Origin of the sequence: Coleofasciculus sp. F4-SAH-05 (assembly GCF_040222985.1) — a bacterium.
In the GTDB taxonomy this organism is placed as follows: Bacteria; Cyanobacteriota; Cyanobacteriia; order Cyanobacteriales; family Coleofasciculaceae; genus Coleofasciculus; species Coleofasciculus chthonoplastes.
The window spans coordinates 1-16,672 of record NZ_JAVKBY010000202.1 but is presented as its reverse complement, the minus strand read 5'-3'; the positions used below and the strand labels follow the sequence as shown (position 1 = coordinate 16,672).

Genomic DNA, 16,672 nt, shown 5'->3' with positions numbered 1-16,672 from the left:
TTTATAGAAGAACCCACACGTTCTCGACGCCAGTGGTTAGAACCTTTGGCGTTATTAGGACCGGCTGGACTGTGGCTGTTTTTATTGTTGGTTTTACCAACTCTGATCATCTTTGAGTTGAGCTTGGTTCCTGATATTAAACCGGGGGATATTGTTAACCCGTCGGGACTGGATAACTATCTGCGCGTCTTTGAACCAATCAATCTTCAGGTGATGGGGCGATCAGTGTTTTTTGCAGTAGGTACGATGGCGATTTGTCTGGTGTTGGGATTTCCGGTAGCCTACTGGATTGCTCAGATGGCACCGAAGCGCTGGCAGAATTTACTCCTGTTAGGGTTTATCCTACCCAATTTTACCTCCTCCCTGTTACGCTCTTATGCCTGGATTACGATTTTGCGACCCACCGGGGTACTCAATAGCATCTTAACCTCGATTGGCTTACCCGCGTTGGAACTCTTAAATACCAGTTCGGCGGTATTAATTGGTATGGCGTATAGTTATTTACCGTACATGGTATTGATTCTCTATGCGTCCTTAGAGAAATTAGATCGGCGTTTATTGGAAGCGGCGGCGGATTTGGGTGCTAATCCGGTGCAAACCTTCTGGAAGGTAACTATACCCCAAACCTTTTCCGGTATTGCGGCGGGTTCGATTCTGGTGTTTATTACCGCTTTGGGGGATTTCGTTGATCCGGAGTTGTTAGGGGGGGCTTCCAGCATGACGGTATCCCGTCTCATTTACAACCAGTTTCTGGGCGCAACCCAAAACTGGGGATTTGGTTCAGCGCTGAGTATGGTGTTAATCTTTGCCGTGAGTATTGCGATCGCGCTTTTAATTAAGTACGGGGATATGGAACCGCAACGCTAGTTCGTTCTTTGTTGGCTAATATTCAGCCACTACGCTTTAGCGTTTCTCCCCCAGAAAATTGCTATTTGTAACAACTCCTAAACTTTGGTAAATACTGTTTGGCAGCCAGAGAGAACCATGTTACTTTAAATATGGAGATCGTCCTCCAGAGACAATAACTGGAGAAAAACCAACGAAGAGTCAGAGGTGGTCAGGAACCCCACGCCTAAAGGCGGGGGCTTGAAATAAAGCCCATACCTGACCAGCATAAGACCTACGCGGTCTACGTTAACGGTAAGCGTTAAAGTTCGTACCTACAAATGCTTCCGCTAGTTTGTAGCTCTACAACTCCAGCATTAAACAGGTGTACAGGGTTAAGCCAGTGTGTTGGAGAAAGTACCGACCGTTAACTTATGCGAAGCTAACATTACCCCAGAAACGGGAGGGGCGCAAGCCCAATTAAACAACCCTTGTGCGTACAGGTTAAAAGCACGAGTCTGTAATTGCCCAGACGAAAGGCAAATGCAATATGTCGAACGTCATGACGATCATCCCCAATCTTTGGCTCTGGCACAGAAGTAACCAACCTAGCGTAGCCTTAAGGGGTTAGATTCGGTGAAAACCGAAACCCAACTCAAGTCCAGAAAGACACATTTATGCGGGTCAATAAGCGGTGAACCTGTGGGATTTGTAAACATTAGTAAGCTCAGATTAAAACCTGAAAAATTAACGGCTTGAAAAGTCCTAATAAAACGATCACTTGGGTCTAATCTCTTTGGTTAGACCCATTTGATTATGATTGACTGATTATAATTGACGTTGGCTCAACTTCAAGGAAAGCGGAACGTCTGTCAATTGTAGGGGCGGGCGCGAGCCGTTTAATTTTGTTATCTACCGATAACCTCTCAACAAAACCCGCCCTGTGTCATCAACAGGAGAGATACTTTTAACGAACACTAATCGGTTCCGGTGGTTGATTCAAACCCCGTTCTGCCAGCATCGTATTTTCGAGAACCGTAAGCGCTTGCTTGTATTGGGGATCTTCGATTGTGGCACGTAACATCGGTTGTGTAACCAAACGCCGCTGTTGGGCGCGAGTTAAATCAATTTGCACATCAGGATTAATTCCCTTGTGATTAATATCAATACCACTGGGAGGATAGTAGCGGGAAATCGTCACCGCTAAACCTGAACCATCCGATAAGGAATGAACAGACTGTACGACAGCTTTACCAAACGTCGTCGAACCGACAACCCTCGCCCGTTTATTATCCTTCAGCGCACCCGCTAGAATTTCACTGGCGCTAGCTGAATTGCCATCAACTAAAACAACCAGGGGAAGCTGAGTTAGTGCGGTTTGGTTGGCAGAAAACTTTTGTTCTCCCCCTTTGCGATCAATGGTGTGGACAATCTCACCCTCATCGAGCCACATCCGGGCAATTTCAATACTGGCGTACAATAATCCACCAGGATTACCACGCAAATCTAAAACATAACCATTCACATCTTGGTTATCCAGATTGCGAATTGCCCGTTGCATTTGTTCAGGTGCGTGGGAACTAAATTCATCAATGCTGATATAACCCACCCGCATTTGACCTTCCTGCTTGAGGGTATAGTGTACAGACGGTAGCTCAATCTGAGCGCGGGTTAGGGTGACATCAAAGTGATTTTGCCCTTGACGAGATATTTTCAGAGTGACGGATGAGCCAACTTCGCCGCGAATTAACGCCGAGGCTTCTTCCGCACTCATCCCTTGAGTGGATTTGCCATCAATGGCGATAATTTTGTCTCCAGATTTAAGTTCGGCTTTGAATGCCGGTGAATTTTCAATCGGTTCAATAATAAGCAGCTTCTGGGTTTTATCATCAACGCCCATACGAATCCCTACCCCAGACAGTTCACCTGCTGTTTGATCCGTTAACGCTTTGAATTGTTGGGGTTCTAAAAAGCGAGTATAGGGATCACCGATGGGTTCTAGGGCGTCGCGAATGGCTTTGTAGGCTTGTTCTGGAGAGGTATAATTGCGGTTGAGTAGCTGTTGACGGGTCGCTTGCCAATCCACTTGATTGAACGAGGGATCAACGTATTCCTGATTAACAATTTGCCAAACTTCATCAACAACCGTCTTGGGACTATCCTCAAGCGCCGCAAAGACGGAGCGATTGCTGCCAATTGGGGCTAACCATGATAATGTGGCTGTTGTTGCGATCGCACCCGTTACGAGGATGCTTTTCAGCCAAGGGAAGGTTTTAGAATATTGATTCATGGGAAATACGTCGAACAGACTATGGGTTGGTTTAAAGCGGACAGTCAAAGCGTACCCAGTCGTTAGCTGCAATAATTAGCATTCCGTTACATAAGACTTACCCAAAGTTACCTACAGGCGGACATCTTTGGAACTTACTTCCTGTTTCATCCTGGTGGTGACGGCACTCGACCAGTCCACAGGCTAACACCACCTAACTGGCTGAACCATTCTTTGACCTACCTAACTGTGGTTTTTGGCTAGATAGGTATACCAATAAAGTATACATACTCCCGGTGGTAACCTTCATCAAGACAAGTCTCTCCCCAGTTTTGGGTAATAACAGGTAGAGGTGTCCAAGGACTTAGTTCAAGTTACTCACCCTGAGTAGGTATAGCATGGTTTTGGCGGCATCAAATCCGTCTATTGCTACTATACTCAACTTATCTGGCTAATTTCCAGAAATTTTGTGCCAGTTGACCTATTGTCCTAGTGATGAAGACAATGGCTTTGCCTCGGACAGTCAGAGTGAATCAAGTGGAAAGCCTCAGTGAGACGATCGATAACACGCCATTGGCTAGGGATTGCACGTTGGCTACTGTCTAAGCAACGACTACGCTGGTTAGGCTTAGGGCTATTAAGCCTAGTCGTTATTCTTAGTATAGGGTTACTTTCTAGTATCTTCAGATTGTCGGCAGGAGCCGCTGCACCTGTAGATACGTTTTTTGTTTTGGGGGGAAGTATTCGCCGGGAGGTTTATGTGGCTCAGTTAGTGAAGCAACATCCCCAAACTCCGGTTTTGATTTCTCAAGGCTCTGATGAACCCTGTATTTGGCTAATCTTTCAAAAGTATAACGCACCCATGGGTCAGGTTTGGTTAGAAAAATGTGCGGATTCCACGTTTGGTAATTTCTACTTCGGGATTCCGATTTTACGGCAGTGGGGGGTGCGTCATGTTCAGTTAATTACCTCTCCCACCCATTTACCACGAGCAGGGTGGATGGCGCAAATTCTTTTGGGTGCGAATGGGATTTGGGTGGATGTGGATACGGTACAGGAACGGGGAATTCCGGGGAATCAAGAATCCTGGTGGAAGACGGGATTAGATGTGACGCGCAGCCTAGCTTGGGCGCTGTTGAGTCAGGGAATTCAACCGCACTGTTCCCAGGTTACGCCCCTAACGGATATTGATTTAGACGCTTGGCGTAAGTTAGGCTTCGATTGTGAGTATCAATGGTGGTTGAAATTAGACGAAAACGTTCTGTATTAACGGCTTACCGTAGGGTGGGCATTGCCCACCAGACTCAAGTCAGCGCCATTTCTATTAACTCAGAGTATCCAAACAACAACCCCGACTTCTTGGAGAAGTCGGGGTTCTTTCTATCTCAGATCATGTCAAACACCGTTAATCAGCATTGCCATTATTAGCAATCATCAGGACATGATATTAAGACGAAGGACAAGTAACGATTAAAGCGTCTTCAAGAACTCAATCAGCGCCAGCTTGTCCTCATCGGGCAACTCTGTGCCAAAGTAATGTCCATGATCCTCAATGAAATCAGGCACCTGGTTTGCCTTGAGCAAAACTGGGGCAATCACATCATCTGGTACAAAGTCCACCAGCTTTTCCAACACCTTTGAGCCAATGTCAGAATTTAACTTCCGCTGTAGGATGCTTGGTGTATTGCGGGGATCTAAATTTGCCAGCAAGTTGATTGTCGCACCTTTAGGAACCGTAGCCACCAGTTTACCCTGTTGCAAATAGGTTTCGCGATCGGTTCGCTTGATGATACCTTCGCGCTTTTCGGGCCACAGTTGCTTTTCAATCGCGTCATTAAAGGCTTCCATCCGTCCTTTCACCGATGGATCTCCGGTGTATTTACCCAACATATTGTTGTGCAAGAAGGGCGCACTTGACCAAATGCTGATCAGTGAGGGGACGCGATAATAACCTGTGCCACCGGCTGGAATCTCCAACTCAATCGGCTTATCTGGATTATAGGGATTCTCCAGTTCAAGAGTACCCGGTGAGGGCAGTTCTTTGTAGGTCTTCGACGAGAATTGCTCCCAAACATGACCCTTGAGCGCATTGGTGGCTAACGCACGGGCAGCATTTGTGCCGATCAAGGTTACGGGGTAACGCTTGTCATTGGACAAGAAGTTATGATCCCGGAAATCGGAACTCAGTACCGACTCCCGATACCATTGCTGCGCCTGTTCTGGATCTCCAACAATTTCCGCAGGGGGTTGCTTGCTGGAATGACAAGTGGCACAAGTCTCAGCAAAGATAATTTTCCCGCGTTTGAGAACCGACTCATCTTTGGTTAAGTAAGCCTTACCCCCAGGTGCATCTTCTAGATGCATTGGTCCAATCGTCGCCAGGAATTTCTCCGCATCTGCCATGCGTTTTTCAGTTTCTTGCCAACCCTTGCAATCCCGCCGCGCTTCTTCAATATCGAAGGGAGACTGAGGTGTTAACCCAGAGACAGCATCATGACGCCGTAGCCACTGATCAGAACACATACCAATGTTGACATAGACCCGCAGGGATGCTAAGGCTACACCAACGGAGTCTGCACCATCTTTAAGGATGTGAGGAACTGGCTCAATAGAACCATCATTCATCACCTCATCATACCGGGGTCGATCCGCTAGGTTAAAAATCGCGTTAATCGCATTGGGATTATTAATGTGATCGGTGGCGATACGAGAGGTATCCGAAGTGCCTCGGGGCTGACTCTCTAACACCTGTTTGCGAAAATCCGCGTCTGGGACACTACCGCCAAATAATCCGCCTTCCTTGATGTACTGATTCCCCAAGGCTGACGCGAGGTTTTCCCATTTGGGGTTTTCGGGATCAGCAGGAGGCTTGAGGGGGTTAAAGGCAATATGGCAAACGCCACAGGATATGCCGATGCGGTAGGGCGGTTCAATTTGAGCCCGTTTTTCTCCGGGTTGATAGTAGCTGACTAGATCCCATTTCTCTGAGTCAAAGTTGGGATTGGGGAATTTTCGTACCCCCATGACTCCCGCAGAATGGGGGTCTTTGTCACATTGGTCTAACCATAACCCATACTCATCCGGCTCAGTTGCAGTTTTACAGCTCGGATCATTGACCACGCCGATGGTCTTAAACCGCTGATTGCGCGGTAGGTGAGGTTGATCTCCTGGTACGAGTTCACTATCCGGACGAGCATCAACCAGACTCAAAAAGTCGATTTCTCCATGACTCTGTTTGGCAATTCCACGGAAGAATTCCTCATTAAAGCCAGTCCAATAGTACCAGGTCTGAAGACCACGCTTTTGTGCTTCTGTCAAATCGCCGTAGGAATCCTCCGGCACATAACCGAGATAACCATCATAGGATTCTGAATCGCTATCCTTGTCGTACCCAGTTGGCTGAGTTGAGATGTCACCAGTGTAATCAGTGGGTGAAGTAGAGGTATCAGTGGCGTATGTAGAGGTCTGAGCTAGGAGATCTCTGAGATGTTCTGCTGATGTGGTTTGAAAGTTATCAGCGGAACAGCCCAGAAGTGTCACCATTAGGATCAAACAGCACACGAAGCCTAGATATGACTTCTTCATCAAAATTAAACTCTCCTTAAAGATAGAAGCCTTAGCTGTATATGTCTGCTCAAAGTATTACTTATTTTCCAACGTCTTCTGTAATGGGAAAGAAACCAAGAAATTGTAACATTTTTTAACGTTTTGGCGATGAGTGTGATTGAAGTCACAAATAAATAAATCTTAATGTTGAACGGGCAAAACTCTAAATAACTCTAAACATAGGTGGTGAAAAATTTCACGACTGATAAAACTCTGGGCGGATAAAACCTTTTACAAAGAAAATCCTTGAGTGACACAGAGTTTTACAACTCATTTATATTGATGACTCACTGACTCACTAAATATTACGCAATATTAAAATATTCGGTCGAATTTGCCCAAAGCACAACAATCCGATTAAAATTCAGCCTATTGAGTACAAGCCGAAACTCCCATGGACAAGGATGTCATTTTTGAACCGCTCACGTTCCGCAACCTGACTGTCAAAAATCGCATTTTCCGCTCTAACATCAGCGGGAGATTTGATAACTACGATGGTTCCGGCAATCAAGCTCGGATTAATTGGGAAGAGAAATTTGCTCGTGGGGGTGCTGGCGCAATCATTTCGTCCTTTGTCCCTGTTACGCTCAAAGGGCGTATCGTTCCTAACTACGCCACAATTCACTCGGACGATCGCATCCACTTTTGGAGCAAAGTCGGTGAAGCTGTTCATCGCCATGACTGCAAATTCATCATGCAGCTAAGTCACAGTGGACGACAACAGGATATTGAAGGGGTTGAGAACGATCACATCCGCCTCAGTTCCACCAGCAAAACCGAATCCTTTCATGGCTTAAAATGTCGGTCAATGACGAAAGACGAAATCAAGGACACGGTGAATGCCTTTGCTGAAGGGGCGAGACGGGCAAAAGAAGCCGGACTTGATGGGGTGGAGTTGCATGGAGCAAATGGCTATCTGATTACTCAATTCCTCAGTTCCGGTATCAACGATCGCACGGACGAATATGGCGGTTCCTTGAAAAATCGCGCCCGCTTTCTCTTAGAGATTATCGAAGCCGTGCGCCAGAAAGTGGGAGACGATTTTCACTTCCAGTGCAAGATTAGTGCTGTGGAGTACAATGACGCGGTGATTCCTTGGGAAAAGCCAGGAAATACCCTACAAGAATCCGTACAAATCTGTAAATGGATAGAAGAAGCTGGAATTGATTCCATTCATGTCTCCAGTGGCAGCTTGTTTCCCCATCCCTTAAACCCACCGGGAACATTTCCGCTGTTTGGAGATTATGCTACCGATTGCGCCAAAAATTCCTACGACACCATGTTATCCAGCGGGAATGCCACCTTCCGCAACTATCTCTTGTTCCGATATCCATTTCTCCAACCCCTATTTATGTGGTTGTGGTATCGTATCCCCAATATGAGAAATCGGGAGAAGAAACCATTTAAAGGCTTAGATATCACCGCCGAATCCCTAAACCCTGAGTTCCGTAAGTTCTTCGCCCCCCAAGAGGTTGAGGAACTATTACGCAAGTATCAAGGCATCAGCATAGAGGATGCTAAAGCTATCAAAGCGGCGGTTAAGGTTCCCATAATTTGTACGGGTGGATTCCAGCAAGCCTCCTATATTCGCAACGCGATTAATGATGGCTATTGTGATGCCGTCAGTATGGCACGCATGTTTGTGGCAAACAACGATCTGCCTCAACAATTTGCCGCCGGTAAAGATCTTCCCGATCGCCCCTGCACCTACTGCAATAAATGCTTACTCAACACCTTAGAAAATCCCTTAGGGTGCTATGAACCCGCTCGTTTCGGTGGCGACTACCAGGCAATGATTGACGAAGTGATGACCGTCTATAAGCCAGCCCCCGGTGATGTAGAGGCATTGGTTTAAATGACAAAGGACAAAGGACAAATGACAAATGACAAAGGACAACCAAGTCTTCTCCAGAAAATTTGGGTTTTTATCCAAAAAGCGTCTGTTTTTATCGTCGGTGCGGTTTTAATTATCGCCCTGATTTTGGCATTGCCCTTGCTCACCAATCGGAATGCCGTCAACTATGCCAATATTAATGACCACTTTAGATATGGCTCAATTGGTGGTGAAGACTCGGATGGAATTCCCTACTGGATTTGGAAAGCCCTTCCCGTTGTCTTCTCTGACAAATTGCCAGGAGAAGGGTTAACGTCTTTTGGCTTTATTCAAGAAGCCGGACATGAGTTACCCATTGGCTTTGCCAAAAGCCCCAACTCCCTAGGCTTGGATGTTGTCACCCAAAACTGTGCCACCTGTCATGTGGGCAGTCTCCGGGATAGGACGGATAGCGAACCGGTTATTATCTCAGCAATGCCAAGTAATACCGTCAATCTGCAAGGCTACATTCAGTTTCTCGCTGATGTTGGGGTAGACAAGCGCTTCACGGCTAACGAGATCATGCCCTACATTGACGAGATGGGGGCTAATCTCAACCCACTACAGAAGTTGATCTATAGTTACATCGCAATTCCGCAAACACGGGATGCTTTGGTTAACCTCAGAGATGGCTTTACGTTCATGGAACGGCAAACCCCCTACGGACCTGGACGAGTAGATACGTTTAGCTCCTATAAATCCCGTCGCTTCAACTTCCCCACTGACAAATTAGAGGAAGATGAACTCAATGGTATTGCCGATTTCCCCAGTGTCTGGAATCAAGGACCGAGGGAAGGGATGCAACTTCACTGGGATGGTAACAATACCTCCGTTGATGAACGCAATAAGAGTGCCGCATTGGCATTGGTTCAGCCAACAACCATTGACTTTGACTCCATTCACCGAGTCAGAGATTGGCTGATGGAACTACCAGCCCCCAGCTATCCCTATCCGATTAATCAAGAGTTAGCCGCTGTGGGTAAACCGATTTACGAAAACACCTGTGCCAGTTGCCATGCCTTTGGTGGATCTCAGGTGGGCAAGGTTGTCCCGATTGCCGAAATTGGGACTGATCCGGGGCGTCTGGATTCCTACACCTACGAACTGGCATCCAATCAATATACCCTATTTACAGGAATTTCCTATCAGGGTGAAGATCAACGGTTCACCAAGTTCCGTAAGACCAACGGTTATGCCAATCATCCCCTAGATGGCATCTGGTTGCGATCGCCTTATTTGCATAACGGCTCAGTACCCACCTTGCGAGACTTGCTCGAAATTCCAGATAAACGTCCCGAAACATTCTATCGTGGCTACGATGTTTTCGACCCAGAAAAAGTCGGCTTTGTCTCTGATGTCGCTGCAGAAAATGGTAAAACGTACTTCAAATTTGACACTACCGCTCCTGGTAACAGCAACAGTGGTCATGACTATGGCTTAAACCTTTCACCAGAGGAAAAAGATGCACTAGTTGAGTATATGAAGACACTTTAACGTCCACACATAAATCCGCACTTTTGTCTTGACTCGGTAATTCATCAATGACCAATGATAAAGGACAAATGACCAATCAAAAATGACAAAATTGTTCAGGGAATCCTCTTGTTCATAGCCATGTAGCCTAAAACTCAATCATCACCCATCTCGTCAACAGCAAAGGTATTGCCATAAAGGAAAGTTCTGGATGCTGGATTCATAAGTTGAATTATCAAGGAAGCCGTAGAGAGAATTTATGGAAACACTGAAGAAAAATTTAGGAAAAACGATAACAGCAATTATCCTGGTCATTGTCCTCCTCGTTGGTAGTGTTGGGTATATCGCTTGGTATAACCTGTTTCGCGAAGTCCCCACTTATTACGAGTCAGCCGAAGAGCATTTCAAATATGGTTCGGTTGGTACCGAAAAGGCTGAAGGGATTCCCTATTGGATTTGGCTGGTTCTGCCTCGACTTTTTCCGGAAAAGTTACCCGGTTCTGGAGGGTATACGTCTCTAGGATTGACCTGGGAAGAGGGCAAAGAAACTCCAGTGGGAATTTCTAAGAAAACCATTGGTTTTCCTCGTCAAGGTGTTACTTGTGCTGTTTGCCATACCGCAACTTATCGTAAAACCCCTAAAGATAAGCCGATCATTGTCCCCACCGGACCAGCGATTAAGTTTGATGGTCAAACCTACACCCGATTTCTCCTTGAGAGTGCCAGCGACCCCAGATTTACCGCTGACTATATTCTCCCGGAAATCGAATATAACCATGAATTTTCTTTGGTGGAAAAACTGCTGTATCGCTATCTGATCATTCCCCAAACTAAAGAAGCACTGCTCAAGCAGCAGGAAAGTTTTGCTTGGATGGATTCTCGACCCAACTGGGGTCCAGGTCGAATTGATCCGTTTAATCCGGTGAAGTTTAGAACTTTGGGTCTACCCCTAGACGATACCATTGGCACCTCAGATATGATGCCCCTGTGGAATCAGAAGCAACATCAAGGGTTTGCCCGACATTTGGATGGATTGGAAACCTCACTCACAGAAGCGGTAAACATGGGAGGTATTGGCAATGGTGCAACCAAGGATTCAATAGATCTGCCAAGTCTACGGCGGGTTGAAGAGTACATGACAAAACTCGATCCCCCCAAATATCCATTCTCCATTGATCCAGAATTAGCCAACCAAGGGAGCAAACTTTTTGACAGTAACTGTGCCTCTTGCCATGCTTTTGGTGGGGAAAGAACAGGTACAGTCATCCCCGTTGAAGAAGTGGGAACGGATCCTTTCCGCTTAGATATGTGGACTCAACAAGCGGCTGAGGCTTATAACGAGTTTGCCGAAGGGTATGACTTTGACTTCGACAATGTACGCAAAACGGATGGTTATGTAGCGGTATCCCTAGATGGGATTTGGTTAAGAGCGCCTTATTTGCATAATGGCTCAGTACCCAACCTCACCGATTTACTAGAAACGCCGGAAAATCGGACACAAATATTCTATCGAGGGTACGATGTTTACAATCCAGAAAATGTTGGCTTTGTGGCTCAAGGAGCGGAAGCCGAAAAGGTTGGGTTTAAATACGATACCCATGTGGCGGCTAACGGAAATCAAGGACATCTCTATGGAACTGATTTGTCATCTGGAGAGAAAAAAGCTCTGATTGAATACCTGAAAACCTTATAATTCTTTCCCTCTAAGGTTTGTAAACTGTTATCCTTGACTGAAAGACCTGGTTCAACGGAGGAGAGCATGTCCCATATTCCCCATATATTAGTCGTTGTTTCCACGGCGAGTGAAATTCCTCTCAGGGAGGGCGGAACCCACGAAACGGGAATCTTTCTGGGAGAACTTACGGAACCCGTCGAAGCGATGCATGAAGCAGGCTTTAAGCTAACATTTGCCAGTCCTGGAGGCAAGGAACCCATCATCGACAAACATAGCTACGACCTGATATATTGGGGTTTCTCGAAGAAGCGGGTTAATCAGGCTAAGGTATTCTATGAAAGCTTGCTGAACAAGGGATTAGCCCATCCATTGCTGCTAGAGGAACTGGCTGAAGATCCTAGACAGCTTGCCCAGTTTGATGGATTATTTATACCGGGGGGTCATGCACCAATGGTTGATCTGCTCCACCGAAACCATCTAGAAGACGAAGCCCCTAATGAACAGATGGGTCGTATTCTCCAATTCTTCCATGATTCACAGCGACCGACTGGACTGATTTGTCATGCTCCGGCTGTGCTTGCTGCCGCTCCCAATGTTGATGGCAAATGGATTTATCAAGGTTATCGGATGACGGCAATCACCATGCTGAGTGAGTTTTTCATGGAAGACACGCCACTGATGAAAGTCATTCCAGGTCACCTGAAAAAGTATCCAACCCAGGTGTTAAAAGAAGCGGGGGCAATTCTGGAACAGACAAATATCCCAATGCGGGCTAAAGTGGTCGAAGATCGGGAACTGATTACGGGACAAGATCCCTACTCGGCTCAACTTTTTGCTGAGCGATTTGTGGAGAAAGTTAACACTTTTATCAAGTCTCAGAAAGCCTGAGCAAACTTATCACCATGACTCCCAGAGAGCCATCTATGTTATCTTCTAGAAAGTGAGGATTAAATCCTTACCAGTAACAAATGTCGCTCCTTATCATTAGTTTTGCTTATGGCGACCTCCTTAACTCTGCAACAAATCCTGGATAGCCTTGACAATTTAAGGATTGATGAACTGCGAACGCTGCAAAAGGCGACAAATGAGCGGATTAAACGCCATGTTGATGCTTTGGGTAAGCCGCTATTGAGTGACTTAGTAGCTGGATTGGAATGGACGGAAGAATATAAAGATAATCCACCCATCTCAGATGAACGACTCCAGGAAATCAAAGAGGGGGCGAGACCAACGGATACGGAATTAGAGTATATTGCTGAAGGGTTGGAAATGGATACTGAGGAACTTTTGCAGATGCTGCGTTTTCGTCAAATTTGAAAGCCATAAATGTTGAACCATTGACGACAAACACTTAATCTAGCACCAAGCCGGGAACTAAAGTTCCGGCTAAAAGCTCGCGTCCCGTTAAAACGGGTTCATATCGTGTCCGGTCAAACACCCCTAATAACAACGCCTGAAACCCTTGTGATTACCGCATGACAATTATGGGCAATCGTCAGTACATGATATCAAGGGCGTATCTCTACTGTTTCCCTGTTGCATAAACACAATATTCAACCAAACATGATAAGTAGGTCGGTGGCAATAAATCTACCTATATTAAGTTATATATAGCAACCGCCATGGCTGTTAGGACACATCATTTATGTTCCAGACGCGCCATGGCGCGTCTCTACAATGGTGCCGAACGTCCTAATCGATGTGTCTATTGCTATAAATAGAGTTCAAATCCTTACAAAGGACGAATGACAAATGACAAATGACGATCTCCACCGTTCACTTTAATTGTCCCTACCTACTTATTATTTGGTGATAGCGCTAACATTCCATGAATGGTGGACAAGGGAACCTGATAAAAATACTGACGCAAAAATTGTTCTTCTTCGACAGCCGATAAAAAGAGTTGAATGCTTTCTTTTGTGGTTGGATCGATCGCGTCTTCACCCAACTCCCCAATCGACCCACTGATTTGGATGGACCCGCCTTGGTGGGTTACCTGAAACCCTAACCCAGAAAGGGCGGTGAGTCCCCGATGTAAGGTGCGATCGCTTAATTCTAACTTGTCTTGCAATTGCCCTAGGGTAGCGGATTTCCCGGTGCGACTGAGGAATTTAGCCAATCCAACTAATGTCTCCCAAACCTGGCGGGAGGAGTGTTGAGGCGGTGGCGGATACGCGATCGCTAATTTCCGTTCACTTTGCATCGCCCGTCTAAACCAGAGTTGCAATTCATCCCAACTGGTGGGACATTCGCGAACGGTTAACGGATCAATGGGTTCAGGTGTGGGCGTTTCCCCTGGTTCGCCAACCAAGGCGGGTTGCATCAACGGATCGGATATGGACAAAAGCTTATCTCTATCCTCCTGCATTCCATCGCGCCAATCTAAAATCCAATCCAGTTGACTGGGAAGATTAAACGAGGAAATCCTATCCCCCGATTGAACGGCCACTAAGCGCACTTCGGGACGTTTTTTGAAGTTATTATAGTCCAGTTCTACAATCGCATTACATCGACCTTTGGGAACTTCATCGCGATAATGTCCCCACCAGATACCGGGAAATCCCACACTTGTGGAATCATCCCAGATTTCTAGTTGGGTTTTAATATAGTGTACCTTTTTTCCCTTTAAGTCCTGGGTATTACGATTCCAAACCGATTCAAACCAACAGTTTTCAATTAGCAATTTGGGAACCGAATTTCCCATGCCACACGGTTCTAAGAGTTTAAGTTCCTGGAATAACGGTTTTCCCAAAGCCGCAACCGTGACGACAATATCAGCGGTAACCACTGGGGCTAATAAGGCGTCTTGGGCGGCAAGTTGTTGGCGTAACTTTTGATTAATCCCTTCGCTAAATAAGGGAATATTCTCCACAGGTAAACTTAACCCAGCAGCAAAGGGATGTCCGCCGAATCGGTGTAATAGGTGTTCTTGGGATTGGACTAATTCATACAAATCAATTCTATTCACGGAACGGGCAGAACCTCTGGCGATTGTTGATTGTTGATTGTTGATTGTTGATTGAAAAAAATCTCCTTTGTCTCCCCCGCTTCTCTGCTCCCAGATGTGCCATGGCACGTCTCTACCTTGCGCCTCTGCACCTTCGTCTCCCCACTCTTCGCCTGTACTTAATAAAACCGTCGGGCGTCCATATTCCTGGGCAATTTGACCCGCAACTAAGCCTAAAACTCCCGCTGACCATTGGGGATCATCTAGGACAATAACACAGGTTGTGGAAAGGTCAAGTTGTGCCAGTTTCCGTTTAACTTGTTCCGTAATATCTTTCTGTAAGGATTTGCGGCGACTATTAGCTAATTCGGTTTCTAAGGCTAAGGTTTGAGTATAGGTTTCATCGCGACGGGTTAATAATTCCACACAAAAAGACGCATCACCCTGAATCCGACTGACTGCATTAATTCTTGGACCTAAACCAAAGGAAATATCCGTGGGGCGATCGCCACTGCGCTGACAGAGTTCTAAAAGTTTAGCTACACCGGGACGGGTGCGAGTTTTCAATTGTTGCTGTAGCGTTTGAATTCCCCGTTGGGCTAAATAGCGACAATCACCACTCAGTTGGACTAAATCAGCAATTAAACCAATTGCCACTAAATCTAATAAGTCCTCTAAAGGTTGTTGGGGAATATCGGGTAATGTTTGATACAGTGCCTCAACTAACTTATACGCTACCGCCACACCAGAGAGATGAAACAGGGGATGGGTTTCGGCAAAATAGCGAGGATTGATAATTGAAAGGACGTTCGGTCGCTCCTCTGGTAAGGTATGATGATCGGTAATAATGATGTCTATGCCTAACTGATCAGCATAGTCAATTTCGCTGAGATTGGTGCTGCCTGTATCGCAGGTGACAATCAGTTGAGTTCCCGATTCTGCTAGTTGGTCAATTCCTGGACAATTCAACCCGTGAGATTCCGTGAGACGATTGGGAATGTAATAGGTGAGGTGTTGATTCTGCGGCAAAAACTGCCCCAATCCGTCCCATAAAACGCTAGTTGCGGTAATTCCATCCGCGTCAAAGTCTCCCCAAATCGCTACTTTTTCCCCCTTATCCCGCGCTTGCTGTAATCGTTGTACTGCGCGTTTCATTTCCTGACCAAATTCAAAGGGACTCGCGGGTTGATATAAATCGGGATTAATAAATCCAGCTAATTGATTTAACTCCCGAATTCCGCGTTGCCATAATAATTGGGCGGCGTAATATCCTTCTGATGCGGGGGCGTAGGATTTAACTGCATCGAGGAACCATTGTGGAACATCTGGAGAGGGTTGAACGTGCCATTGGGGTTGAGGCATAAGTCGGAGGAGAGGAGAGTTGGGGAAGACGGTTGACGGTTCGACGGCGTGAGTTGAAAAAACGCCCCTATGAAAATCTTAGCCTGTTTTATGCGGGAAATAAGCTGTTACGGCTTTAAATTGGGTACAGTAAGTAGGTGGACATTAAAGTTAGCGGTGGAGATTAGGGAACAGGGAACAGGGAACAGGGAACAAATAATGCCTCCTAACCGCTATTGCGATAGCTATATTCAATTTTGTCGGTTCGCTATTTACCAAATTTGCGGTTTAATTAATCAATTTTATCCCGTTTCAAGATAATCTAATTTTCTGAAATTTTGCATCAATTAAGCATAAAATCAAATCGGTAGGGGCGACCCGCTTGCATTAATGGAAAATACCCAGCCACTTAATGAGGTCGGGTCGCCCTTTATTCAATGGGCGGTTTAATTAATCAATTTTATCCTGTTCCAAGATAATCCAGTTTCCTGAAATTTTGCATCAATTAAGCATAAAATAAAACCGGTAGGGGCGACCCGCTTGCATTAATGGAAAATACCCATCCACTCAATGAGGTCGGGTCGCCCTTTATTCAATGGGCGGTTTAATTAATCAATTTTATCCTGTTCCAAGATAATCCAGTTTCCTGAAATTTTGCATCAA

Annotated in this window: 11 protein-coding genes; 7 read left to right on the top strand and 4 right to left on the bottom strand. The window is 45.9% G+C overall.

Annotated features, from left to right (window positions below):
• Positions 1 to 3 precede the first annotated feature (3 nt).
• On the top strand, positions 4 to 867 hold the full coding sequence (locus RIG27_RS24080) for an ABC transporter permease (protein ID WP_044207328.1): 864 nt from the start codon (positions 4 to 6) through the stop codon (positions 865 to 867).
• 925 nt (positions 868 to 1,792) lie between these two features.
• On the opposite strand, the gene ctpB is transcribed toward RIG27_RS24080, so the two are convergent.
• Complete coding sequence (gene ctpB, locus RIG27_RS24075; protein WP_446349377.1) at positions 1,793 to 3,115, bottom strand: carboxyl-terminal processing protease CtpB; 1,323 nt, start codon at positions 3,113 to 3,115, stop codon at positions 1,793 to 1,795.
• 529 nt (positions 3,116 to 3,644) lie between these two features.
• Here ctpB and RIG27_RS24070 point away from each other — a divergent pair.
• Complete coding sequence (locus RIG27_RS24070; RefSeq protein ID WP_446349375.1) at positions 3,645 to 4,364, top strand: YdcF family protein; 720 nt, start codon at positions 3,645 to 3,647, stop codon at positions 4,362 to 4,364.
• Positions 4,365 to 4,564: 200 nt separating this feature from the next.
• Here RIG27_RS24070 and RIG27_RS24065 read toward each other — a convergent pair whose 3' ends face one another.
• Positions 4,565 to 6,679: a hypothetical protein gene (locus RIG27_RS24065; protein WP_446349373.1), complete on the bottom strand. Its 2,115-nt coding sequence runs from the start codon at positions 6,677 to 6,679 to the stop codon at positions 4,565 to 4,567.
• A gap of 415 nt (positions 6,680 to 7,094) precedes the next feature.
• Here RIG27_RS24065 and RIG27_RS24060 point away from each other — a divergent pair, with 415 nt between their 5' ends.
• Positions 7,095 to 8,555, top strand: a complete 1,461-nt coding sequence (locus tag RIG27_RS24060; protein WP_446349371.1) for an NADH:flavin oxidoreductase — start codon at positions 7,095 to 7,097, stop codon at positions 8,553 to 8,555.
• A 21-nt stretch (positions 8,556 to 8,576) separates the two neighbouring features.
• Complete coding sequence (locus tag RIG27_RS24055) at positions 8,577 to 10,067, top strand: c-type cytochrome (protein WP_446349369.1); 1,491 nt, start codon at positions 8,577 to 8,579, stop codon at positions 10,065 to 10,067.
• Here RIG27_RS24055 and RIG27_RS24050 read toward each other — a convergent pair.
• Positions 10,041 to 10,205 (bottom strand): hypothetical protein, encoded by a 165-nt coding sequence (locus tag RIG27_RS24050; RefSeq protein WP_446349367.1) that lies wholly within the window; start codon positions 10,203 to 10,205, stop codon positions 10,041 to 10,043. The two genes, RIG27_RS24055 and RIG27_RS24050, sit on opposite strands and share 27 nt — an antisense overlap.
• A gap of 100 nt (positions 10,206 to 10,305) precedes the next feature.
• On the opposite strand from RIG27_RS24050, the gene RIG27_RS24045 reads away from it, so the two are divergent.
• The 3 genes from RIG27_RS24045 (at position 10,306) to RIG27_RS24035 (ending at position 13,038) form a co-directional block, all read left to right on the top strand.
• Positions 10,306 to 11,739, top strand: a complete 1,434-nt coding sequence (locus tag RIG27_RS24045) for a c-type cytochrome (RefSeq protein WP_446349365.1) — start codon at positions 10,306 to 10,308, stop codon at positions 11,737 to 11,739.
• Between the two features lie 66 nt (positions 11,740 to 11,805).
• The gene (locus tag RIG27_RS24040) at positions 11,806 to 12,609 is read left to right on the top strand and encodes a type 1 glutamine amidotransferase domain-containing protein (protein ID WP_446349363.1); all 804 of its coding nucleotides are present in this window, start codon (positions 11,806 to 11,808) and stop codon (positions 12,607 to 12,609) included.
• A gap of 108 nt (positions 12,610 to 12,717) precedes the next feature.
• Complete coding sequence (locus RIG27_RS24035) at positions 12,718 to 13,038, top strand: hypothetical protein (protein ID WP_446349361.1); 321 nt, start codon at positions 12,718 to 12,720, stop codon at positions 13,036 to 13,038.
• A 478-nt stretch (positions 13,039 to 13,516) separates the two neighbouring features.
• On the opposite strand, the gene RIG27_RS24030 is transcribed toward RIG27_RS24035, so the two are convergent.
• Positions 13,517 to 16,030 carry a single-stranded-DNA-specific exonuclease RecJ gene (locus RIG27_RS24030; RefSeq protein WP_446349359.1) on the bottom strand — a complete coding sequence of 838 codons (2,514 nt, stop codon included), beginning with the start codon at positions 16,028 to 16,030 and terminating at the stop codon, positions 13,517 to 13,519.
• Positions 16,031 to 16,672 lie beyond the last annotated feature (642 nt).

What these genes read in the sequence shown, in the direction of transcription:
- ctpB (WP_446349377.1), bottom strand. Translation starts at nt 3,115, where the DNA reads ATGAATCAATATTCTAAAACCTTCCCTTGGCTGAAAAGCATCCTCGTA.
- RIG27_RS24065 (WP_446349373.1), bottom strand. Translation starts at nt 6,679, where the DNA reads ATGAAGAAGTCATATCTAGGCTTCGTGTGCTGTTTGATCCTAATGGTG.
- RIG27_RS24060 (WP_446349371.1), top strand. Translation starts at nt 7,095, where the DNA reads ATGGACAAGGATGTCATTTTTGAACCGCTCACGTTCCGCAACCTGACT.
- RIG27_RS24055 (WP_446349369.1), top strand. Translation starts at nt 8,577, where the DNA reads ATGACAAATGACAAAGGACAACCAAGTCTTCTCCAGAAAATTTGGGTT.
- RIG27_RS24045 (WP_446349365.1), top strand. Translation starts at nt 10,306, where the DNA reads ATGGAAACACTGAAGAAAAATTTAGGAAAAACGATAACAGCAATTATC.
- RIG27_RS24040 (WP_446349363.1), top strand. Translation starts at nt 11,806, where the DNA reads ATGTCCCATATTCCCCATATATTAGTCGTTGTTTCCACGGCGAGTGAA.
- RIG27_RS24035 (WP_446349361.1), top strand. Translation starts at nt 12,718, where the DNA reads ATGGCGACCTCCTTAACTCTGCAACAAATCCTGGATAGCCTTGACAAT.
- RIG27_RS24030 (WP_446349359.1), bottom strand. Translation starts at nt 16,030, where the DNA reads ATGCCTCAACCCCAATGGCACGTTCAACCCTCTCCAGATGTTCCACAA.